We start from the raw sequence: 20,486 nt of genomic DNA, 5'->3' as shown, positions 1-20,486 counted from the left end.
CTTCGTGATATTTTTGTAATTCTTCTAATGTTCAAAGTAATTACTCACGGTGTCTTATTTTTAATTCTTTTAGTTGGCAGCTAAAATGACGGGGTATAGTGTGAAATACTTCCTTTTTATTGACGATATGGCATGTCTTCTTTTCTCATGAGGGAGAGAGTGTTAAAATATCTGCCAGCTATGTGTGTTCAAATGAGGTGGAAACCACTCAAAGTGTTTAACTAGCCATAGCGAGCACTTTCGGGCGGCTGACTCTACATATTTGCGATTGTTGGTGTACTTCTTTGGCTTGCTTAGTGATTTGTGCAATTTCTTGTGCTTGATGTTCTGAAACACCAAGACTTTCAGCTAGTGTTTTATGATCACTGTTCTTGACTGCTTTCTGCTCGTTTGATGAAAGACGGGCATTGACATTTTGTACAAAACTAGAGAGCTCTTTTTGAAGCAAAGGAGAAGCAGCTAAGCTTTCTTGTTGCAATTCTCTTGGTAATACGAGGAGATTTTGCAAGTCCTGACTTGGCATTGCTACTTTTTGTCCGCGACGTTTTTGTTCTGTTTGATGCTCTTGCATTATTTCTTTTTGCGTATGTCTTACAGCATACGAAAAATTTGCAACTGCGGCACCGAGCAGATTAACATGCTTTTCAGCATTTGCGCGCATTTGATTTTTAAAGCAAAGGAAATCGATACCCGCAAGACGAGCAACAAAATGCGGATTGTCCACAATCTGTTTAGCGAGTTTATCTCCAAAGCTTGTATCATTAATCATCTGCACCATCTGCTCGTTTAATGCTTTTGAGCTGCCATAAACAAATTTTGCGTATTTTTGGATTTGATCGCGGCATGTGTGGACACGGGCATCTTGTGCAATCATTTCGGCACATTCATTTTGAGTCAAAGGGGCTAAATTCTCTTCTGGGATCAGAATTTTTTCAAGGTCATGTGCTCTTTGGATTGTAATGGTGCATTTGTCACCAGGCTTTAATGTCTTTACCTGTTCTGGTGTAAGATGCTCTTTTGGGCCAATGATGTAAGCACCTTTGACGTTGAGTGCAAAGCCTTCAAGACCAGCACCTCTATAGGTGCCCGTGTAGGTTTCACCTTCCTTTGCAACCATAACAGGACGGTCATTAACATTGCGCCCAAGATCTTTCATGTTTTCCATGAATTCTTTTAAAATACCTATTTTTTTGGGATTAGAGATATCCTCAAAAAGATGACGCATAGGCTCTAGATTGCCATTTTCTATTGCTGCGACACTGGCAAGCAACATGCGTTCTTTTGTCACAAGGGAAAATTCCAGCTTGTGGCCTGCAGCTTTGGCAAGGTTTTCAAGAAAGACCCGTTGTGTACGTCCATTGCCTTCTCTAAAAGGATGCATATAGTTGAGAAAGGCAAATATTTCTGCTGCTTCATGAGTAAATTCTTCGCGTGTTAAGCCTTGCAAATTATTCTTTGCAGCAAGCGTTTGATCTAATTTATTGAGACCTTCTTCTACTTCGCTACCAACTGCAAAATGGGTTATTTTTTTCATTACTGGTGCGACGGCAGTGGTGCCATCTGCAAATGTGAAGGGAACATTGCGCGTGCAGCCAGCCCATTCAAACGTATTTCTAAACAGACGTTGATGAAGAGAGCAGAGGTAAGCACTATTAAAATTTTCTGGCAGAGCTTCTTCACGAAGATTGATTATTGCTTTTGCTGAATCATGCGCACATCTTGCAGTAAAGGTATCAAGGTCCTTTATTCCATATTTATTTTTCAGTGTTTTGCTCTTAGGATACATATAATGTTCAGGAGAAGGCACTGTGGAGCCTGTTTTTTTTAATTTTGCTTTTGGCATTGTTACTTCCTTATAATGTAGCGTTATCCATAAGAGTATTGAATTCTTCTAGTGAAGTCTCTCCCCTTGCATATTCTTCTAAAATTTTTAGTGTTGTGGGATGAAGCATTATACCCTCAATTGCGTGGGTGTTGATGACTGCATCAACTGCTTCGCGGCGTTTTTTCAATTCTTCCGGTGTGATTGATGAAAGATTATCTTTCGCCTTTGATTCCATCTATTTTTCCTTTCTAACTTTTCAAGATTTGCCTTAAAAAAGCCTTTTGGTGTAGGCGATATCTCCCTTTAATTTCCACCAAAGATGTTGCGTTGTTTGAAGGGGTCATAATAAATTTCTGTGACCTTAAATTTTCCTTCGACCCGTTTGCATTGAACAATGATATCAATCATTGAAATCAAAAGCCCGCGAATATCATCGCGCTCTAAATCTCCTCCGCCCTCGCTTTCTTTGATCAAAAGGGTCATTTGTTCAAATGCAGCAAGTGCTGTTGACGCATGAACTGTGGTAATCGAACCTGGATGGCCTGAATTGACATTGCGGATATAATAAAAGGCTGTTCCATCTCGAAGTTCTTGTAAAAGGATACGGTCAGGACGCATTCGCAACGCAGATTCGAGTAATTCCTTTGGGCCGACAGAAGCTAACCCTTGACCATCTTTTGAATAGATCATGGAAACATGATTAGGCTGTGGCACCACCAATTCAGGTGTGTCTTCAATGGTGATAATACGCTCATCATTGGGAATTTTAGCAATTAATGCTTTTGACAGCGTTGTTTTACCAGAGCCAGTTTTCCCCGCGATCAAAATATTTTTTTGGCATTTTACAGCTTGATTAAAAAAGGAAACAAAATCCTTATTACAATAGAAGGTTGCCAAATCATGCTCAATGCTTTTAAGTTCCTTAAAACGTGATTGATAATCATTCAGTGGTGTGAATGACACCTGTTCACACATCGAAAAGAGACCTTTATTTGCGAGATCTTCGAGTGAAAAACTGTGCGATGATGGTTTGCGAATTGTCATACTGATTGTGTCTTTTTCCACCGCAGGCGGAATGACAATTTGAATACGCTCATTTCCTGGTAAGGTAGCCGATAATATTGGGTTTTTGTCTGATATATTTTGCTTAGAATAGGAAGCAACAACTTTAGCAATACCCATAAGCTCATCAAACGAAAGAGCTGGCGCTTCTATTGTTTTCCATCCCTTAACACCTTCAGTCATCACTTGATAGGGACGATTGATGACAATCTCAAAGAGGCTCTCATCTTTGAGAAAGTCATTGATTGGTTCGAGTTTTGTTAAAACAATCGCGACGGTTTCATCGCCCATATTGTGCATGTTTTGGTTCATTTCAAAATCACTGCAGAATTTTTATAAAAGTTTCTTGAAATCGCCCGATTGACAATTTGTTTTTTGTTTTCAATCACTTTCAATTTATAAACACTGGAAAAATCTAAATCGCGGGCAACAAAAACATTGATCATTTCTCCTTGGTTTTTAGTCAGTGTTGGTGGAATATTGGCGTAATTTTCTGTGATAATATTTGCAATGTTTTGTCCTGAAGAGACCGTTTCAGCGCTGTTCTTTTCTTGGTCTTTTGATAAACGGCCTTTTGCATAGTTCGTTGCATCTTTTACAATCGAGAAAAGAAGCGCAGATCCAATCCTCTCTAACCAATGATTATCAATATCTCCGTCAACACCAGAACGTCCTAAGGCATCCGTTGCTGGTGAGGCTAATGTTATAATAACACCACTTGGTGTTTTGGCTCTATTCCACAGCACAAAGAGACGATTTTGACCTTTTTTTAATCCAGAGCGATATTCGCCAACAATTTGTGTGCCTTTGTCGAGGAGAACAACACGACCATTGTCTGACAAGATATCTCGCGAGATGATACAACTAGCAAATCCCTGTTGATCACTGCTGATTGCTGTTTCTAAGATACACGGAATGGAAGCCCCCATCGCGATGATGTAGTTTCGATTGCCAAGTATTGAAGCACGAACACCCTCAAGAGTTGTCGGTTTGAGCAGATGATTAAAGCGTTGCGCTGTTTCATCAGGCTTATTTTCGGGTTGGTTAGATAAAGCGCCATTATTTTTTGTTGTGTTCGTTTGGCCCTGTTGTGTGTTGGCATAGGCTAATACAGGAGCACGTTGTGCTGCTTCTAAGAGCGAATCATCGGAATTTGATTGATTTATTTTCGGCGTCGGCAGCGCGACTTTCGGCAACAGGACGTTATTTTGTTCGGTTGGTTCGAGGGGTACAGGTTTATGTTGTGCAGGTTGGAAAAGCTCTGTTTGCTGAATGATCCCTTCTTTTGGAAGTTCAACGGGTTGTTTTTTATCCGTCACAAGCGTTGAATATGCTAAATAACTACAAACACCGAAAAGAATTAGAAGAACAACTGCTTTGCTTGTATTGGAATGCTGTTTTTTTCCTTGAGCGTCTTTTATTATATCGCGATCATTAATGTTATTTTCATCCATTTCGTCATTCATGACCATTTCCTATGTTCACTTTACGTTGTACCGATGGTGATGTTGTACCAGTTTGGGGATTAATCCCTTCAGGCATAAATCTTTTATTGAAGATACACAGCACGTCATTTCCACGGCGCAAAGTAAATTGCGCAGCTGTGGCATGAACAATGACCTGATTTCCTTTTATCGATTTTGGAACGAGAGATTCTTGTCCATCAAGTGATACAAGGTAAATGGCAGGAATTTCGGTATTGCCCAAAAATGTAAAGGTTGTTGTTTTACCGTTATCATAGACAGAGCTTGGTTCAATTAGGGTTGAGCCTTGCGCTTCATAAGCCCAATTGCGTGGTCCAAAATCTTCATGGGTATTTAAAATGTCATTGACGAAGTTTTCTTCGCGCTGTGCAGCTTTTGCTGCTTCGGCTAATTTTTTACGCAAGGCTTCATCTTCTGGATAACGAAACTTTACCAGGAAATATGTATCATTGCCGGCTGAGACATCGCCTTCACGCACTTGGAGTTCAAATTGATAAGACCGCTTTGTTCCATCTTGACGGCTTGTTACAATTTGTAAATTGGTAACAGGTTGAACTTCGCGTGGTTTTAGAAATACAAAGTGGCCAGCTGGTGCAACTTGCCAAGCAACAGAATTGCCAATTCCGACATAGGTAACTTCTTCATCATCAGCAAATTCGATCTGTACAGAAGAACGAATAGATCCAATGATTTGCGTAACATTGTATGGATCATAATTGACAAATCTGATGCGATTATCTTTGCGTGCACTTACAGGCGCTGTTTCAGCAAATAAAGGGACTGTATGGCTGCTTATCGCAAAAATGAAAGCTAAAAAGATTGTTTTTGAAATTCTGATCATTTTATCACCTCTGGATCAGATCTATATTCCGACACTTGAAAGCCAAGCGGGTTGATTAATCGGTCCTCTGTTGAAATGCGTGCATTAATGTAGGAAAAATTTAAGATCGAAACCCAATGGGAAATGTTTTCTTTTCCATTCAATTCTCTCACTGTTTTATAGTAACGCACTTGAATAAGAGCTTTGCTTAAAAAGGAGATTGATTTTATTGTGACTTTAGCGGTCATGTTTTGGTAGATATTTTGCGGACTTTCTGGATTGTTGCCCGAATACCATTTTGCAAAACGGTTTTGTTCTGCTGGTGAAGATAAAAGAGAGATTAAGCGGAAATTGTGCTCCGCCTCTGATAGCTGAAAACTTTCGCGTGCACGAACATATTTTGCGGCAAAATAGCGTGTTATTGCTTCATCATAGTCGTTTGGCGATTCTTTTAATGCGCGCACAGTATCAACAATGCCTGTTGAATTATCAACGCGGATAACAAAGGGCTCTACTGTTTTTAAGGGTGTTAATGCTGCTACAGCTAAAGCTAAAGCAATTGTCATCAAACCAAAAAGCACTGTCAAAGCCATGGCAATTCTCATTCGCTGTCGCATGCCATGCATGCGATCAATATCAAATGATCGTGCTTCTTTTACATATTCATCAAATGCATCACTTTTCATGCGTCAGCTCCACAGTTTTATCAGAACGCGTTTCAGGGCTTATCGAACGCAATGAAGCTGTATGAGGTTTGACGTCAGCTGTTGCTTTTTCGCTTTCCAATGTGTTGAGGATGATGGGGGCCGTAACAGGCTTTACGATTTTTTCTTGTAGGGTGATGTTTTTATTGTCCCAATTCCACTTCTCTCTGTTTAAAGGGCGGGTGTGCTGGCCGTTACATCGTGGAGGTTTTTTGGGGCCGCTCAAAGAGACGCAACCCGTAAGGGGGACCATCAGGATCATAACAAAAGTTATTTTTCGTTTCATGTTTTGAACTCACAAATACTTTGAAATACAACGCATGGGGAATCTTGCTTTAAACAATCTCATAAAGACATGCGCTGAAACATTTTGATTGATCTTGTGAAATCAAGGATATCAAGTGTTTCATGCGATAACCTCGTGGTGCGTGCGCTTAACAGCGCACGCAACGCAAAAACAAGAACAATGTTTCTTTTAAAGAGGTGTCTGACATTAAAATCGACCACGACTCCGATCTCCAATTTTTGCAGCTTTGGCTGCGACACTTGCTGCACCAGAGAGCTTTGATGCTGCACTTTTGGCTGTGTTGCTACCAGCTTTAGCTCCACTGGAAAGCATCGAGATAATCTGTCCTCCCGAAGACATACCAGCGTTAAAATATGGTCCACCACTGGCAAGTGCAGAGGAAATGCCAGGAAGAGTGCGGAAAAGAATTGCCCCTACTACCGAGATAACGACGACAGGTGGGAAAAGAAAATAGATTGAATCATAGGTGCCATTAAGAACATACAGGATAATTTTGCACATAATCGTTCCGAGCATTATTACCAGAACTTGTAAAATCGTAAAATTAACCAGTGTCGAAATCCATGCATCAGTGAATTTTCGCGTTGCATTGAACAAATAGAGGCTGATAAAGAGCGGCCCAAGACCTATAATCATCACAAGCGCAACTTTTGCAAACATTTGGACAATAAAACCACCTATACAAAAGACAATCACGGCCATAATCATTAAAGAACCAAGAAGTCCAACCATGATTTTCTCAAGAAACCAAGCATTTGCTAGGACTTCTTGATAACGAAGACTTGTCTTTAACAAAATATAGTCAAAGACATTAGAGCCAGCAGGATTGCTGTTAAGTGCATTCCCAATGGCGTTTGCTAAATCACCAAAGAAAATATTTTTGACATAAATATTAAATGTGTTCGCATTCGTTGCCATTGTTGAGACAACAACGATTTTAACGACATTGTTAAGAAGGCTATGCATCGAAAAGGTGACGCGACCCGTCATAACATTATAGCCATACAAAAAAATAAAGATGATCGCAGCAAGATTAAGCGGCGCCGAAATAGCAGAAGATAAACCACTCACCGTTGTATTCATCACATTATCGAGTGGTTGTAAAATATATCCAGAAATGCTTTCAAACGGGGAAAAACTAAAGTCACTCATTAGTTCTCTAGTCCTGTACTTGTTTTTTCAAGCTTTTCTTTTAATTTTTTTTCAAATTCTTTATGCTGTTGTTGCACTTGTTCTTCACGTAGTTCTTCTTTTGTTTTCGTATCTCTTGCTTGTATCATAGCAAGAGACTCAAGTTTTAAGGTATCTGATAGAAGTCTTGCTTGAAGAATGCTAAGTTCTACTTGAAGAGCCTCAAAATCTTCAGGTTTAGAGTTTTGATTTGCTTTAACAGTTGCCAGTTTGCTGTTTATGTCGTCAATTTTTTTTGTCATTTCAGCAGCAGATTTATAAATCGTTTCAGCGGTTTCTGATTTTGCTGCGTCTAATTTTTGCGTGTTTTCTAATGCTTTTTGATAATATTCCTCAACATCTAATGAATTTTGTGCCGTCGCATGAGAGATGCAAGATAAAGATAACAGTGTGATTAAGCCATATTTTTTCATTGATTTTCTCTCCTTTGATGAAAGATGGGCAGCCATTTTTCGGGGTCTGCTCCATATTCGCTGATAATTTGGTTCACAAGTTCGATATTCTTAGTTGTACCGCTTAAGACAGCAATCTCATCGTTCATTCCACGCAAGTTGAGTTCTGCAACGACGGAATTTTGTCCTTGCTTGATGAGAAAACGGCGCGATTCTCTGCTTAATTCTGACTGTATCAGTTCAAATTCACGCTCAGTCAGTTTGAAATCTTCAACATAATCGTTGTAATTTGCTTTTTGGTTTGGAAAGAATATTTGGGTAGGGCACTGCTCTATAATGGTGTGTGCAATTGTTGAGTTCAAAGCGTCTTTGGGGCTTTGCGTGGCAAAGAGCATCATACCATTTTGTTTACGGATCGTCTTGAGGCGGTCTTGTGCAAAAGCTTTAAATGAATCATCTTCAAGTGCTTTCCAGAATTCATCAATAACAATAATAATGCGCCGTCCATCAATAAGATCCAGAATACGGTTAAACAGATACATCATCAAGGGGCGTCGAATTTCTTCATTGTCTAAGAAATCGGTCATATCATAGCCAATAAATTGGGCATCTAAATTGAGATCATCTTGATCGTTATCAAAAACCCACCCTAAGTCATTGCCTTTGATCCAGCGTTGTAACCGTATGGCAATTCCTTCTTTTGATGTGTTATCAAAAAACAATTGAAGGGCACCAAGAGAGCGTTGTGCATGGGGTAGACTTTCCAAAGAATCGATGGCTTTGGCGATGTCTTGTCTCTCTTGGTCTGTCACTGTTTGTCCTTCAGCTGTGACAAGCTTTAAGACCCAATGACGAAGAAAGATTTTGTTTTTTTCGGTGTATTCCATGCCTTTTAATGGCGCAATACCGGTGGGCTGTCCGTTTTTTAAAGGTTTATATTTTCCACCTCCAGCACGCACAAAAATCTCTGCACCCTGATCTTTATCGAAAAAAACCATTGTCGGGTTATGTTTTTGTAATTGTGCAAGAAGGAAATTAACAATTACGGTTTTACCAGATCCCGATGGGCCGCAAACAAAGGTGTTGCCAAGGTCACCATAATGAAAATTAAAATAATAAGGTGAACCAGCCTGTGTTTTTAGTAATGCTACAGCAGTTCCCCAAACATTGCCTTCAAGTTTGCCAATGGGAAAGGAATGGAAGGGCGATAAAGCTGCAAAATTTCTGCTGGTAATGGCTCCAGAGCGTGCACGATAGCTGAAATTTCCAGGCAGTTGTGCCCACCATGCAGCTTCTAATCCTAAATCTTCTCTGGCGATAACAGCTCCGCCATTGGTTAAGTGGGAGCGTGCTTTTGATAAGTGTTCAGCTAATGCCTTTGGGCGATCAGCAAAAACGGCTAGAGAAAGATGATGTTCACCCAAAACAAAACGATTTGATTCCAAATCATCAAGTGCTTCATCAAGTGCCTCAATTTGTGAGCTGGCACGATCTGCTACATTAATCATTTGATTTTGCTTGCGCCCCATAATGACGCTTGCAGCGGCTTTACTCTTAAAGACAAAAGATTGTGTTAAGATGAATTCAAACGGTGCTGTGAGTAAACCATCAGTCATACCCGGGCGTGTTTTAGAAGGATATTCTTTCCATCCAAACATACCAACAAAGCGTTCATTACTTTCATGGCGAATTTCGATTATTTCTTTGCCAAAAATAACACGATCTGAGTAAATCGTTGATGCAATAGTCCCAAAGGTGAGAGGAATACGTTCACGTCTTCCTCCCACCAATTGATGGAGAAATTCACTTTGCTCGGAAAATAAAATGCCTTCATGCGGATAGATTGACAAGAGGCGCGCTTCATAGCTCTCTAACCCTTGTATAAGATCTTGGCTTAACTCTTCGATTTTACGAATGGCTTCAATATCTGGTTCAGATTGTGTTTTTTTCGCTTTTGTTAAGCGCTGAAAAAATGAAGCGAGTTGTTCAGTCTTATCTGATGCCGGATTCCATAGAAGAGAAAGAAAAAGATCATTTCTATACAGCTCTTGCGAAACCATTTTCTTTTTGTATTTTTCATCTAATGTTGTTGCAAAAGATGAAAGAAAACGACTTTCTGGATAGATTGTTTCGCGACGGCGAATGATGTGGGAGTATAAAGCAACACGTTCATCCGCGATATTTTTTAAGAGAGTATTTAATTGGTTATGTAAGGAATTTAATTGATCGATATCTACAGTGTCAAAATTTATGCCCTCAACAGCCAACACAGTCATTAAGCAGCGTGAATTTAATGCAACAACGTGTTGGTTGACGTGGCGTATGTAAGGGATATATTCTTCAGGCAAAGTTTCCCGTTTCATCATTGACATCTGTTTCACCAGCGTAGTTCCTTATAAGTACGGATAAGGCGCAGGGGGGATGTTGATCCTCCTCCCCATCTGTTGAGGTTTCTTTGTTTTCCTCGGGTGTTGAGCCAAGCGAATAATACGCGAAATTGGTTATGGTCGTGTTTTGTTACTTCGCGCAAAACAAAGTGCAATCCAATGCCAAGACCAATCATTGTAAAATCGCTGGTTAAAATAAACAGAATAGATGTCGCCATGATATTAAGCCCCATCGCTTCCATTGTGACACCGGCAAACATAGCCGGCCGTGTACAGGCAAGGAAAAGTGGATCTTCGTTCATTTATGTTGTGCTCGTGCCCATTAATTTACCAACAAGAGTAGGCGCCCCAAAAACAATACCAATGCCGATAATACAGTAAGCTGCTTTGCGTAAATCAATAAAGCCGTACATCCAGCCAATGCCTACGGCAGCAACACATATAATCGCAATCAGCCTTGCCGTTCCCCCTGTCATCATATTAACAATACTCTGTAAGACAGTATCAATATTACCCAGACCACTCCCAGTAGCAGTAGCGGCATAAGAGGGATTTGTTACAACGAGCGCTGTTAACAGCAACATGATAACGATAAAAATAATGTTCTTGGATGTGTTGTCTGTCATTTTACCTCTCTTCAAAAAGAATATTTATTAGTAACTATCCTTTTGCCGCTAAAGGGCAAAAAGACCCTTTTCGTCTTAGACTTACAGCCTAAGCTCCCCTCAGATTTTCTTAAAAGTCTTGATAGCGAACTCCACCACCCCTCAACATCCTCTCTTGTAAGAGACAAAAGATTTAAGAGTTGCGGCAACTTCATTAAGCAACTATAAGTTGTACTATTTTTATCAAAATGACAATATACAAAATGTAAAAATAATATTTTCCTCACATAATGTGGTTAATTTGCAACACATACCGCTTAGAGTTTTTTCTTCAAGAGGAAGAGGATGTTGATAAAAATGCGAAAGGATAGAAAAATAATGAATTTTTTAAGGGAATATGCCAAGCATATACGATTTAAACTGATCATCGTTATCTACATTATGGGTTCTATATTGTGGGGGATAAGCCAGTATAAAGATAAAATAGATTTAAGTGTTTTCAAGACATTTAAAATGCAAGATATCGAAGATATTATGAATACGCATTTGGAAGAAAAAAAGTCCACTGATCCCATCACCAAACAGCAATTAGCAAAACATGAATTGGCTCTCAATTTGCAGAAGAGTGTTTCTCTAAACAATACAACTGTTTTTTATGGTACGGCATCTGTTACCAGTGGTGTCACATTTAAATTGGTAACCCCTGTTGCGCAATCTTGGCGTACGCATATCACACGCAATGTTCATCTCTATGGTGTGGATACTTGTGCACCACGTCAAAAAGCGAAATTAAACAATCAAGAATGGCCATGTGGCGCAGTTACAACAGCTTGGCTGGTTACCAAAACACTTGGGCAGCATTTATCGTGTAAACAGGCTCTTATGCACAATGGTATTTATTATGCGCAGTGTTTTGTTCAAGGAGTTGATTTAGCTGAAACAGGTCTTGCAGAGGGTATGTTAGTGCTCTCAAAAGACAGTAAGAATCCTGCTCCAGCACAGTATCGGAGTGCTGAAGAAGCAGCACGTAATAATAAGATTGGTCTTTGGTCAAGTGATTTCACCGAACCTTTACAGTGGCGGCGGGATAATGGATCTTACAATCCATTTGCTAGTTTGTGATTAGTTTCATTGATATATTCACTGAAATGGTTCATATTGAGAACTTTACAAATAAGATTGTAGACAGAGGGATTTTACGTATACTTTTTCATAGAGGTAGGCTGATTGTGAACCCCTTGCCAAAATATGCCCGCTTTCAAACAGCCTTTATAGTTTTCGCTTGTTTATTTTATTCAAAATTCAAAGTTTAAAGAAGAGGAAACAGTTGTTGCGGAAATGGCTTTTTCATCGTTTATGATACAAAGAGATGTATTCTGTTACTTTATCACATGATAATTTGAAGATATTCTTTTTTATAAAATTGAGTATTATCAATGCTATAGAATTTATCATGGTTGGTTATAAGGAGAAAAATAAGCTAAAAAGACGCTACAGAAATGAAATTTTATAGCAAAATTGATAAATATAAGGTCAAGATGAACAAACTAAAAATGTCGTTTTTGTAGGTGTTTTGACTTTAATTTTGGAGATCAAAAACATAGCTTTAAGGCTTTATGGCACATGCCAAGCATTGAGAGCAGGGGTATTAAGTGCACATTGTTTAAAATGGGGGGTAAAATAGGAAATGATGACTACAATTCTTGAAAGAGGTAAGGTTGGTCAAGATAAATTGGATGCATTGACTTATCGTTTGTCGAGCATCAGTTTTTTATTCAAGAATTTTTTCATTCTATGGAGTAGAGACCCATCTTTTTTGCCATATTATTAGAATACAATAAAGCTATCTTTATCTTACAGAGTGTTCGTATGAGAGTAAAAAATACGCAGCAATTTGCTTTTGAAATTGGGTGGTGAGCTGAGGGGATGGTTCTTCTGTTTTCATAATTTTAAGTGTGTGGTTATATGCAATTCTGTTAATTTCAACAGTTTTTGAGCGCTTAGCAATGATGAAGATATCATGAGAGCTTTTATTCATGATGGTTGTATTTTTTTGGCTTAGCATCAAGTTTAAGTAAAAAGTTTAAGAAATATTGATAGTTTAAAAAAGATATAAAAAGTGCAGTATCGTTTTCGCGGCGTATCAAATTAAAGCATTTTTTGAATCCGCTGAATCCACATGATACTATGCCTCTGTTGTTCTAGAACTTTGATCTTTTTATAAAAACGCCTATGCACAGCATATGGACAGGTTGACAGGTGAGCGTGAGCCATTGAAATTTGGAGTACTTTTTTTCTAAAAAAAAGCAGTCATTTATATGAAAAATGTAGAGGCTGGTCGTGATACTTTATTCCAATATGCCAGAGAATATTAACAGAACGCGTTAAATAAGCGTTTTTGGATAGGATGCAATTCATAAACAAGATTTTGATTTGTCAAAAGCTCTTCTCCCAAAACAGCCTCGGGATAAAAAGCTTATGGACGAGTTTCAAACCGCTGTTAAATTTTTACAACAGAGACGTGCACAAGAGCTAAACGATGCGATAGGGTATAGAAGGTCAAAAAGTATCATGCGGTAAAGAAAGTTAAGCTATTAAGATTTTTCTATAGCTCAATAATGATATATAATAAGAAGGCAATCAAAGAAAGTTTTATATGTTGCGTGAAGACGAAATTAAGCGTTGCCGCCGCTATGCTGCAAATGTATTGGCAAGCAACATTTAGAGGGGTTGGAACCAGATTCAAAAATTGTTGCTCAGATCGAGCGCGTTATTATTGGAGAGCTTGAAACAAATGCTGTAGTAAAAGATTTCATGGAACGGATAAAACGTAAGTATGAAGCTAATAAGGGATTCAAAGGATATTGTGCGGGCACGCAGAGATAAGAGTTTGGAAAAAAGTCCATGAAATATTAGGAACTCTAGGGCTTACAGTGTCTGATTTTATACAAATTTCTTTAACTAAAGTTGTTCATGAAAGAGGATTGTCGTTTGATATTTCTGTTCCTCATGCGGAAACACTTGAGACTTTTGAAAAAACTGATAGGGGCGAAGATGTTTTTATGCAAAAGATATTATGTTTCTGTTTAAACAGCTGGATATTGAATTATGCGTTCGGTAAGCTATTTTAGTAAGTTTAAAAAGGATAGAAAAAAAGCGGAAAAGCGTGGAAAAGATATGTAGAAATTGACAGTGATTATGCATATTAATCAATAAGAAGCAATTGCCGACTGCATTAAATGATTATGCCTGTATAAGGAAGGTGGAAGTCACGCTGTGATCTTTAAGCCATGCTGTGATCTTCATAGAGAACAAGACTGGTGGTTCATTTACATTGTTCGTGATGATCATTCCATTTTGAGAGAACAGGGTACATTCAGATTTGTTTAATTGATTTTGCATTTTTTAGAAAGTGTCTCGACGTTTAAAAGGGTCGTAATAGATTTCTGTGACACGGAATTTTCCTTCAAGACGTTTGTATTGAATGATGACATTAATCAAGAAATTAATAAACCGCGGATATCATCGCGTGCTAAATTAGCGCCTCCATCACTTTCTTTTACAAGAAGGGTCATCTGTTCAAAGGCAGCAAGTGCTGTTGAGGCATGAACAGTGGTGATGGAGCCTGGGTGACCGGAATTGACATTGCGGATATAGTAAAAAGCTGTACCGTTTCTAAGTTCCTGTAAAAGTATTCTATCGGGGCGCATCCGTAATCCAGATTCCAGCAGTTCTTTCGCTCCGGCTTTTGCCAGCCCTTGATTGTCTTTTGAATAAAAGAGCTGCCCTTTGTTTGCATGCGGAACGACAAGTTCTGGATATCCTCAATGGTGAGAATGCGTTCGTAGTCAGGAATTTTTGCAATCAAAGCTTTAGAGAGTGTTGTTTTCCCCGAACCGGTTTTGCCAGATATCAAAATATTTTGTTGTGTGATAACTGCTTGCTCTAAAAAATTGCAAAAATCTTTGGCAATAAACAAGTTGGTTAATTCTTGATCTGTGGGTGAGAGTTCGCCTATGCGTTTAGTCATTTGTTTTATAGCGGTAAAACTGACATTCTCCGCGACCGAAAACAAATGATTTTCATGTAAACTTTCAAGAGAAAAAGTGCGTGATGAAGGTTTGCGAATTGTTATACTGATCGTATTGGCTGCAACGAAGGCATAACAATCTGTATGCGTTCATTGTTGGGCAGTGTTGCGGAGAGAACGGGGTTTTCTACGCTGATCTTTTGTGTTGTATAAGCCGCAACGACTTTTACAATTCCTTCTAATTCACCATATGTCAATTCCTTAAGGATGTGGGTTTGCCAGCCGTTGGGATCTCCAACGATTACTTCACCGGGACGATTGATAACAATTTCAAATAAGTTTTCATCATTTTTATTTGTTAAGCTTGTGGTGGCGCCGTCAATGACGGTAAGTAAAAGGGAAGATCCAAAGCGTTCCCACCAATGGGTGTTAATGTTGCCATCAAAACCGGCTCTCCCTAAACTGTCGGTTGCTGGTGAGGCGAGGGGAATGATGACACCGTTTGGTGTTTTTGCTCTTGTCCAAAGGACAAAGAGGCGGGATTGTCTTTGTTTTATACCCCCTCGGTATTCGCCTACCACTTGCGTTCCTTTATCAAGCAGAACAACGCGACCATTATCAGAGAGGATATCACGGTTAATAACACAACTTGCAAATCCCGGTTGATCACTGTTTAATGCGGTTTCGAAGATACAAGGGATCGATGTGCCCATTGCGATGATAAAGTTTCTATTGCCGATAAAACTTGCCTTTGTTTCTTCTGTTTTTGTCGGTTTTAGAAGAGCAGTAAAATTTTGAGAGTTTTGCAGACTTTCAAGTGCATTAATGTTTTCAAGCGAGTTAAATTTGCCGAGTACGTTAGTGAAATTGTTTTTTACGATATCTTTTAATTGAGAGCGAGAGTCGTTCCCAAAAGCGAGAACTGGAGCGCGTCTTGTTGTATCAAGGAGTGGATCGTCTTTTTTCGGTTCTTGTATGAGCGGTTGTGGTGGTGGTAAAACATTTTACCTATTTTGGCTTGGGGATTAGATGGTGCCAATTCTAAAGGGGTGAGTGAATTATGAAAGTTTTGCGACTGTTTTTATGGGGTTTTGCTGTATTTTTTGTTGGTGTTGGGGTTGAGAGGATATTCCAAAAGACATAAGCGCAAAATCCTAAAAAGACTATAATAACAACGATTTTTGTTCCAAGTGATTTTGAGATATTGTTTCTCTCATCGCCAATTGCGCCACGATCTTCATTGATTGGTGTATCGCTCTTATCACTCATTTATGAGTTCTCCCTTCATTTCCGCTTCATTTAAAGATCTGATGCGATTTTGCGTTCAACAGATGGTGAAGTTATTCCTGTTCCTGGATTTGTACCTTGTTTTTGATAGGCTTCATTGAAAACGCATAAAATATTTCTCCCATGTCTTAGCGTGAAGTGCGCGCTAATAGCGTGGACAATAACCATATTGTCTTTTGTGGTTCTAGGAATCAGGGATTCTATGCCGTCACTGCTTACAATATAAATAGCAGGAATTTCTTGATTATCGGGAAAGGTAAATGTTGTTGTTTTTCCATTGTCATAAACGGAGGATGGTTCAAGAGTGATAGCCCCTTGAGCGGTATAAGTCCAGTTGCGTGGTCCATATTGTTCATAAGCATAAAAGACACCATCAATTCGTTGTGCTTGTTTTTTTGCTTGTCTTAATTGTGCTTCGAGCCTTCTTTGTTCTGCTTCGTCTTGTGGATAGCAGAATTTCACAAGGAAATAGGTTTCTTGTCCCGTTGCAATGTCGCCATTTTTCACCATCAATTCGAATTGGTAGGAGCGCTTTGAGCCATCAAGCCATCACGGCGTGTGGTGACAACTTGCGATTGGTGATCGGTTGAACTTTACGGGCTTTGAGGAAAAGAATATTGTCCGCTGGAGCAACTTCCCACGCGACGCTGTTGCCAATAGCGACATAGGCGATTTCTTCATTGGCAGAAAATTATATTTGGACTGATGAGCGTATTGAGCCAATAATTTTTGTGACATTATAAGCATCATAATTGACAAAGCGAATGCGACTATCGCTCGGAGCGTAGGTGGGAAAAACACTTGCATAGCTTCCTTGCCTAGAAGAAAAGGCGATAGTGTTGAGAAGAAGCAAAAGGATTTTTTTCATGGATTAGTCGACCACTTTTGGATCTGTTCTATATTCACTAACAATAAAGCCAAGAGGATTGACCAAGTGGTTTTGTACCAAGATGGGGGCGTTGATGTATTCAAAGGTGCGTGTTGCACCCCAGTTTTTGATAGGCTCTTTGTTGTTATCATTGTCGCGAACGATTTTGTAATAACGCACCTGTGCGACATCTTGACTGATAAAGGAGATTGATTTTATCGTTACCGTGACGGAAGCGTTTTTGTAGAGAATTTATGGGCTTTGTGGATTTTGTGCATCATACCAGCCAGCAAATCTTTTTTGCTTTTCGTGGGAGGAGAGGAGAGAAACGGTTTCGAGTTATGTTGTACCTCTGCTGCTTCAAAGCCTTCGTGGGCACGGACTTATTGTGCAGCGAAGTAGCACATGATTGCTTCGTCGACATTTGTCGGGTCCTCTTTTAAGGCTTCGACAACTTCGACAATCCCTGTTGAATTGTCAACGCGGATGACAAAGGGTTCAACGGTTTTGAGGGGGGTGAGTGTTATAACCGCTAAGGAGGAGAGGAAAGCCGCTGTGACGGCTATGCCAGCAATGGCTAGTGATGCGCGGGTAATGCGGCGTGAGGTGAGCATGCGGTCTTGATCAAACAAGCGCGCGTGTGCAGTGTATTGTTCTATGTCTTTTTCTTTCATGCCTTTTGCCCGCAATTTTTGTAGAATGCTTCCATTCCTTCAGCAGTTAATTTTTGCGCTAGAAGCGCTTTAAATCCGCCGTCTTGAGCTGGTGGTTTTATGTCTGCTCTATTGCTGATGATTACAGGAGTGGGAGAGGGAGTTTTCCCTTCCCAATTCCACATTGATTTGTTTAACGGTCGCCTAGAATATTCATCGCATTTTGGTAATGACTTCAGGGTATTTGGTAAAGATATACAACCACTTAGAAAGAGAAACGGAAAAATAATCCCAATTTTTTTAAATTCCTGCATTTGAACTTAGATACCCCGTATATTTGATGCTAAATTTCCTATACCATGACCCGCAGCTTTGGCAGCACGACCACTTAGTTCAGCAATTTTTTTAGCCGCAGGTCTTGAGCCTGTGAGAGATGCTCCACCAGCAGCTAAACCCGATGCTATGTCAGGTAATTTGAGGAAAAGGAAAATACCACCAATGCCAATAACCATGAATTTAAGTAAGAAAAACATGACATCTTTAACGCTTTTTGAGAAGATGCCCGTTGCAAGATCGACATATAGACCACCAAGCACTACGACTAATATCTGCAAAATAATGAAGTTTGCTGTTTGATTTAAGCACGCTTCTGTAAAACGCCTTGTGGATGAAAACAGATAAAGGCTTATAAAAAGTGGTTTCACTGATATGACAAGAAATAAACCAAGTTTAGCAAATAGTGAGACGAAAAAACCAGTTGTAGAAGCTATAATGGCAACTACTAAGCAGAAAAAATCAGCAATCCAGTTGACAATATACGTAGCCACTGCATACCATGAAGCAGCTCTTGCTGCATCAAAAACGTGTGCAGCAGCATTTTGCAACATATTATCCCATACGTTTTTATCCGAATGTGCCCCTTGTGTGACATTTGAAATGGCATTCGGCAGATCATTGAAAAATATATCCCTAATCCATATGTTATAGTTAGCGGCTTTTGTTGTGAGTGCAACAATGATGCCAAGTTTGAAAACTGTCGCTATAAAGTCTCATAAAGGTATGGAAGAACGCCCATAGATGACGTTGTAACCCATAAATGCAATGTGTAATGTACAAGACGCTTTAATCGGAGCTTTTAAAGCTGATGAAAGATTGGAAATAGTGTTGTCCATTATACTTACAAGATATTTCATCATATAATTATCTATTTCTGTAAACACAGTTACATTTTCAAATGCTATTACATGCCCATTCTATCTAATTAAATATGATCACTTCTGATTTAATGGTTTTCCTGTAGTTCTTTCATTTTAGCGCGTTCTCTGGCTTCTTTTTCAGCTCTCCGTTTTTCAGATTCGGCTCTCCATTTTTCCTGTTCAGCTAGTTTTTTGGCTGTAAGTTTCTCCATCATTTTATGAAAGTCATCTGCTGCTTCACGAGCTCTCTCTGGGGCTTTTTCCTGATATTCCCTGTCCAGTTCAGCTGCTGCTAATCGTGCATTTTCACAATTTTTTGAAGTGCCTGCAAAGCCACATTTAGCATCTCATTCTGCCATCAATTTTGGATCTTTCTTAAATTCTGCTACGCTATAGGTTTTTCACACTCAGCAGCGATAATTCCAGTGCAAAGCAGCGATGTGGTGATGATGACTTTGTTCATGGTTTAATTACTGTCCTGTTTTTTTCAGATTCTTGTTTATCGTCATTTGTAGAGCCAAAGTTCCCCATTTTTTACGGGTTTCAAATTCAGCTTGTTCTACGTTTTTACCATTTTTCGAATTGAAATCTCCTGACGTCAAACATTTCTCTAATTCTTCTACGCTGTAGGTTTTTTCACAACCAGCAGTGATAAGCCCTGTGTACAGCAGCAGTGCGGTGATAATGATTTTGTTCATGATTCATTACTGTCCTGTTGCTTTTTAGATTTGTGCTCATTGTCATTTTTAGAACCAGTTCCTCCCCACACCTATGTTGGAAGACTTTCACGATAAGCTTGCTCTGCATTTTTACAATTTTGTGAATCGGGATCCCTTTTTGTCATACATTTCATTGCCCACTTTTCGTATAACTTTTTATCTTTCTTAAATTTCCTCTACGCTATGGGTTTTTTCGCAACCAGTAGCGATAAGCCCTGTGCAAAGCAGCAGTGTGGCAATGATGGCTTTGTTCATGATTTTTCCCTCTTTTTTCAGTTTAGTGACTACGGAGCTGTTTTGCATAATTTTTGTATTGTGCTCTAAATTCTGCATCTACACGTTCTTCTCTGGCTTTGTCTTCTGCTTTCTGGATCAGCGCGTTGGTTTGCATTTGCAGGACTTGTGTTTGCAGCTTTGCTTGTATTGCTGCTAATTGTGCTTGAATTTCTTGCACTTCACTGGCAGTTTGAGCATTTCCAAGTTTATCAGTGAGCTGTTTAATGTTTTTTTGTGTTTCACTTTCCTCTATAAACGGCTTGCCCTATCGTGCTCTGTTGTGCTTTTTTGACTTCTTCTTCATAAAACGCATCCACTACAGCTTTTGAGCCTGCGCTCCCTGAGAGCTCTTTGTATAAAAGTTTTTCTTTCTATTTTTCAGTGTTTTTGCCTCCACCGCCACTGCTGGTGCCATCTATTGATTGTTGTAATTGATTAAAATCAGAAGGGAGTGTGCCATTGCTCTCTTGCTTGTTGAACATTTCTTGCAATGCCGATATATCAGGTTTGACATTTAAAGAGCTGTATAATTGTTTCATTTGATCAAGTTGGCTCTTTAATTGATTAATCTGGTCGTATCCCTGTTGAACTCGTTTCTGTAATTGTTGTAGCTGTTGTGTGCTTTGTCTAATTTGTTCTGCCATGTTGCTCGCAGCTTTGGTATCAAATACCATCATGGA

General features: G+C 39.3%; 22 protein-coding genes and 4 pseudogenes. 2 read left to right on the top strand and 24 right to left on the bottom strand.

What is annotated here, in order from left to right:
* Positions 1-217: 217 nt before the first annotated feature.
* The 12 genes from MCQ_RS06330 to MCQ_RS06275 form a co-directional block, all read right to left on the bottom strand.
* Positions 218-1,843 carry a BID domain-containing T4SS effector gene (locus MCQ_RS06330; protein ID WP_006924258.1) on the bottom strand — a complete coding sequence of 542 codons (1,626 nt, stop codon included), beginning with the start codon at positions 1,841-1,843 and terminating at the stop codon, positions 218-220.
* A gap of 10 nt (positions 1,844-1,853) precedes the next feature.
* Positions 1,854-2,060: an antitoxin VbhA family protein gene (locus tag MCQ_RS06325; RefSeq protein WP_006924257.1), complete on the bottom strand. Its 207-nt coding sequence runs from the start codon at positions 2,058-2,060 to the stop codon at positions 1,854-1,856.
* Between the two features lie 68 nt (positions 2,061-2,128).
* Complete coding sequence (gene virB11, locus MCQ_RS06320) at positions 2,129-3,199, bottom strand: P-type DNA transfer ATPase VirB11 (RefSeq protein ID WP_006924256.1); 1,071 nt, start codon at positions 3,197-3,199, stop codon at positions 2,129-2,131.
* Positions 3,196-4,353, bottom strand: a complete 1,158-nt coding sequence (virB10, locus tag MCQ_RS06315; RefSeq protein ID WP_006924255.1) for a type IV secretion system protein VirB10 — start codon at positions 4,351-4,353, stop codon at positions 3,196-3,198. The genes virB11 (MCQ_RS06320) and virB10 overlap by 4 nt, the downstream gene beginning before the upstream one ends.
* A complete protein-coding gene (gene virB9 / locus MCQ_RS06310) occupies positions 4,346-5,212 on the bottom strand; it encodes a P-type conjugative transfer protein VirB9 (protein WP_006924254.1) in 867 nt (288 codons plus the stop codon). The genes virB10 and virB9 (MCQ_RS06310) overlap by 8 nt, the downstream gene beginning before the upstream one ends.
* Entirely contained in the window at positions 5,209-5,877 is a 669-nt protein-coding gene (locus MCQ_RS06305) for a VirB8 family type IV secretion system protein (RefSeq protein ID WP_006924253.1), read from the bottom strand. The genes virB9 (MCQ_RS06310) and MCQ_RS06305 overlap by 4 nt, the downstream gene beginning before the upstream one ends.
* The gene (locus tag MCQ_RS06300; protein ID WP_006924252.1) at positions 5,867-6,181 is read right to left on the bottom strand and encodes a hypothetical protein; all 315 of its coding nucleotides are present in this window, start codon (positions 6,179-6,181) and stop codon (positions 5,867-5,869) included. Before MCQ_RS06300 ends, MCQ_RS06305 begins: the two co-directional genes overlap by 11 nt.
* A gap of 207 nt (positions 6,182-6,388) precedes the next feature.
* Positions 6,389-7,354 carry a TrbL/VirB6 family protein gene (locus tag MCQ_RS06295; protein ID WP_006924251.1) on the bottom strand — a complete coding sequence of 322 codons (966 nt, stop codon included), beginning with the start codon at positions 7,352-7,354 and terminating at the stop codon, positions 6,389-6,391.
* The gene (locus MCQ_RS06290; RefSeq protein ID WP_006924250.1) at positions 7,354-7,806 is read right to left on the bottom strand and encodes a hypothetical protein; all 453 of its coding nucleotides are present in this window, start codon (positions 7,804-7,806) and stop codon (positions 7,354-7,356) included. Before MCQ_RS06290 ends, MCQ_RS06295 begins: the two co-directional genes overlap by 1 nt.
* Positions 7,803-10,157 (bottom strand): VirB4 family type IV secretion/conjugal transfer ATPase, encoded by a 2,355-nt coding sequence (locus tag MCQ_RS06285; RefSeq protein ID WP_035008115.1) that lies wholly within the window; start codon positions 10,155-10,157, stop codon positions 7,803-7,805. The genes MCQ_RS06290 and MCQ_RS06285 overlap by 4 nt, the downstream gene beginning before the upstream one ends.
* Before the next feature lie 5 nt (positions 10,158-10,162).
* Entirely contained in the window at positions 10,163-10,474 is a 312-nt protein-coding gene (locus MCQ_RS06280; protein ID WP_006924248.1) for a VirB3 family type IV secretion system protein, read from the bottom strand.
* Positions 10,475-10,798 carry a TrbC/VirB2 family protein gene (locus MCQ_RS06275; protein ID WP_006924247.1) on the bottom strand — a complete coding sequence of 108 codons (324 nt, stop codon included), beginning with the start codon at positions 10,796-10,798 and terminating at the stop codon, positions 10,475-10,477.
* 357 nt (positions 10,799-11,155) lie between these two features.
* Between MCQ_RS06275 and MCQ_RS06270 the strand changes: the two genes are divergently transcribed.
* Together MCQ_RS06270 and MCQ_RS06255 are read left to right on the top strand one after the other, a co-directional pair.
* Complete coding sequence (locus tag MCQ_RS06270) at positions 11,156-11,899, top strand: thermonuclease family protein (RefSeq protein WP_006924246.1); 744 nt, start codon at positions 11,156-11,158, stop codon at positions 11,897-11,899.
* 1,811 nt (positions 11,900-13,710) lie between these two features.
* Positions 13,711-13,908: a type II toxin-antitoxin system RelB/DinJ family antitoxin gene (locus MCQ_RS06255; protein ID WP_244595371.1), complete on the top strand. Its 198-nt coding sequence runs from the start codon at positions 13,711-13,713 to the stop codon at positions 13,906-13,908.
* 274 nt (positions 13,909-14,182) lie between these two features.
* On the opposite strand, the pseudogene virB11 (MCQ_RS06250) reads toward MCQ_RS06255, so the two are convergent.
* The 12 genes and pseudogenes from virB11 (MCQ_RS06250) to MCQ_RS09880 form a co-directional block, all read right to left on the bottom strand.
* A pseudogene (gene virB11, locus MCQ_RS06250) lies at positions 14,183-15,520 on the bottom strand (P-type DNA transfer ATPase VirB11).
* Between the two features lie 328 nt (positions 15,521-15,848).
* Positions 15,849-16,076, bottom strand: a complete 228-nt coding sequence (locus tag MCQ_RS06245) for a hypothetical protein (RefSeq protein ID WP_006924241.1) — start codon at positions 16,074-16,076, stop codon at positions 15,849-15,851.
* A gap of 30 nt (positions 16,077-16,106) precedes the next feature.
* Positions 16,107-16,962 (bottom strand): annotated as a pseudogene (gene virB9, locus MCQ_RS06240) (P-type conjugative transfer protein VirB9).
* 3 nt (positions 16,963-16,965) lie between these two features.
* Positions 16,966-17,636: pseudogene (locus MCQ_RS09395) on the bottom strand (VirB8 family type IV secretion system protein).
* Positions 17,633-17,929, bottom strand: a complete 297-nt coding sequence (locus tag MCQ_RS06230) for a hypothetical protein (RefSeq protein ID WP_035008082.1) — start codon at positions 17,927-17,929, stop codon at positions 17,633-17,635. The pseudogene MCQ_RS09395 and the gene MCQ_RS06230 overlap by 4 nt, the downstream one beginning before the upstream one ends.
* Before the next feature lie 6 nt (positions 17,930-17,935).
* The gene (locus tag MCQ_RS06225; protein WP_081489774.1) at positions 17,936-18,658 is read right to left on the bottom strand and encodes a type IV secretion system protein; all 723 of its coding nucleotides are present in this window, start codon (positions 18,656-18,658) and stop codon (positions 17,936-17,938) included.
* A gap of 239 nt (positions 18,659-18,897) precedes the next feature.
* Positions 18,898-19,274 (bottom strand): annotated as a pseudogene (locus MCQ_RS08910) (EexN family lipoprotein).
* Positions 19,275-19,281: 7 nt separating this feature from the next.
* Positions 19,282-19,509 carry an EexN family lipoprotein gene (locus MCQ_RS06220; protein ID WP_006924236.1) on the bottom strand — a complete coding sequence of 76 codons (228 nt, stop codon included), beginning with the start codon at positions 19,507-19,509 and terminating at the stop codon, positions 19,282-19,284.
* A gap of 71 nt (positions 19,510-19,580) precedes the next feature.
* The gene (locus MCQ_RS09945; RefSeq protein ID WP_420021779.1) at positions 19,581-19,655 is read right to left on the bottom strand and encodes a hypothetical protein; all 75 of its coding nucleotides are present in this window, start codon (positions 19,653-19,655) and stop codon (positions 19,581-19,583) included.
* Between the two features lie 40 nt (positions 19,656-19,695).
* Positions 19,696-19,785 (bottom strand): EexN family lipoprotein, encoded by a 90-nt coding sequence (locus MCQ_RS09965; RefSeq protein WP_474113621.1) that lies wholly within the window; start codon positions 19,783-19,785, stop codon positions 19,696-19,698.
* 22 nt (positions 19,786-19,807) lie between these two features.
* Positions 19,808-20,032 (bottom strand): type IV secretion system protein, encoded by a 225-nt coding sequence (locus MCQ_RS09885; protein ID WP_337250190.1) that lies wholly within the window; start codon positions 20,030-20,032, stop codon positions 19,808-19,810.
* A 145-nt stretch (positions 20,033-20,177) separates the two neighbouring features.
* Positions 20,178-20,450: a type IV secretion system protein gene (locus MCQ_RS09880; RefSeq protein WP_244595358.1), complete on the bottom strand. Its 273-nt coding sequence runs from the start codon at positions 20,448-20,450 to the stop codon at positions 20,178-20,180.
* Positions 20,451-20,486: the final 36 nt, after the last annotated feature.

Origin of the sequence: Candidatus Bartonella washoeensis Sb944nv (genome assembly GCF_000278135.1) — a bacterium.
GTDB lineage: Bacteria > Pseudomonadota > Alphaproteobacteria > Rhizobiales > Rhizobiaceae > Bartonella > Bartonella washoeensis.
The sequence above is the reverse complement of the archived record's forward strand: the minus strand, read 5'-3'. Positions and strand labels throughout refer to the sequence as shown.

Coding starts and splice junctions, on each gene's coding strand:
- MCQ_RS06330 (WP_006924258.1), bottom strand. CDS start 1,843: ATGCCAAAAGCAAAATTAAAAAAAACAGGCTCCACAGTGCCTTCTCCT.
- MCQ_RS06325 (WP_006924257.1), bottom strand. CDS start 2,060: ATGGAATCAAAGGCGAAAGATAATCTTTCATCAATCACACCGGAAGAA.
- virB11 (WP_006924256.1), bottom strand. CDS start 3,199: ATGAACCAAAACATGCACAATATGGGCGATGAAACCGTCGCGATTGTT.
- virB10 (WP_006924255.1), bottom strand. CDS start 4,353: ATGAATGACGAAATGGATGAAAATAACATTAATGATCGCGATATAATA.
- virB9 (WP_006924254.1), bottom strand. CDS start 5,212: ATGATCAGAATTTCAAAAACAATCTTTTTAGCTTTCATTTTTGCGATA.
- MCQ_RS06305 (WP_006924253.1), bottom strand. CDS start 5,877: ATGAAAAGTGATGCATTTGATGAATATGTAAAAGAAGCACGATCATTT.
- MCQ_RS06300 (WP_006924252.1), bottom strand. CDS start 6,181: ATGAAACGAAAAATAACTTTTGTTATGATCCTGATGGTCCCCCTTACG.
- MCQ_RS06295 (WP_006924251.1), bottom strand. CDS start 7,354: ATGAGTGACTTTAGTTTTTCCCCGTTTGAAAGCATTTCTGGATATATT.
- MCQ_RS06290 (WP_006924250.1), bottom strand. CDS start 7,806: ATGAAAAAATATGGCTTAATCACACTGTTATCTTTATCTTGCATCTCT.
- MCQ_RS06285 (WP_035008115.1), bottom strand. CDS start 10,157: ATGTCAATGATGAAACGGGAAACTTTGCCTGAAGAATATATCCCTTAC.
- MCQ_RS06280 (WP_006924248.1), bottom strand. CDS start 10,474: ATGAACGAAGATCCACTTTTCCTTGCCTGTACACGGCCGGCTATGTTT.
- MCQ_RS06275 (WP_006924247.1), bottom strand. CDS start 10,798: ATGACAGACAACACATCCAAGAACATTATTTTTATCGTTATCATGTTG.
- MCQ_RS06270 (WP_006924246.1), top strand. CDS start 11,156: ATGAATTTTTTAAGGGAATATGCCAAGCATATACGATTTAAACTGATC.
- MCQ_RS06245 (WP_006924241.1), bottom strand. CDS start 16,076: ATGAGTGATAAGAGCGATACACCAATCAATGAAGATCGTGGCGCAATT.
- MCQ_RS06230 (WP_035008082.1), bottom strand. CDS start 17,929: ATGCAGGAATTTAAAAAAATTGGGATTATTTTTCCGTTTCTCTTTCTA.
- MCQ_RS06220 (WP_006924236.1), bottom strand. CDS start 19,509: ATGAACAAAATCATTATCACCGCACTGCTGCTGTACACAGGGCTTATC.
- MCQ_RS09965 (WP_474113621.1), bottom strand. CDS start 19,785: ATGAACAAAGCCATCATTGCCACACTGCTGCTTTGCACAGGGCTTATC.
- MCQ_RS09880 (WP_244595358.1), bottom strand. CDS start 20,450: ATGGCAGAACAAATTAGACAAAGCACACAACAGCTACAACAATTACAG.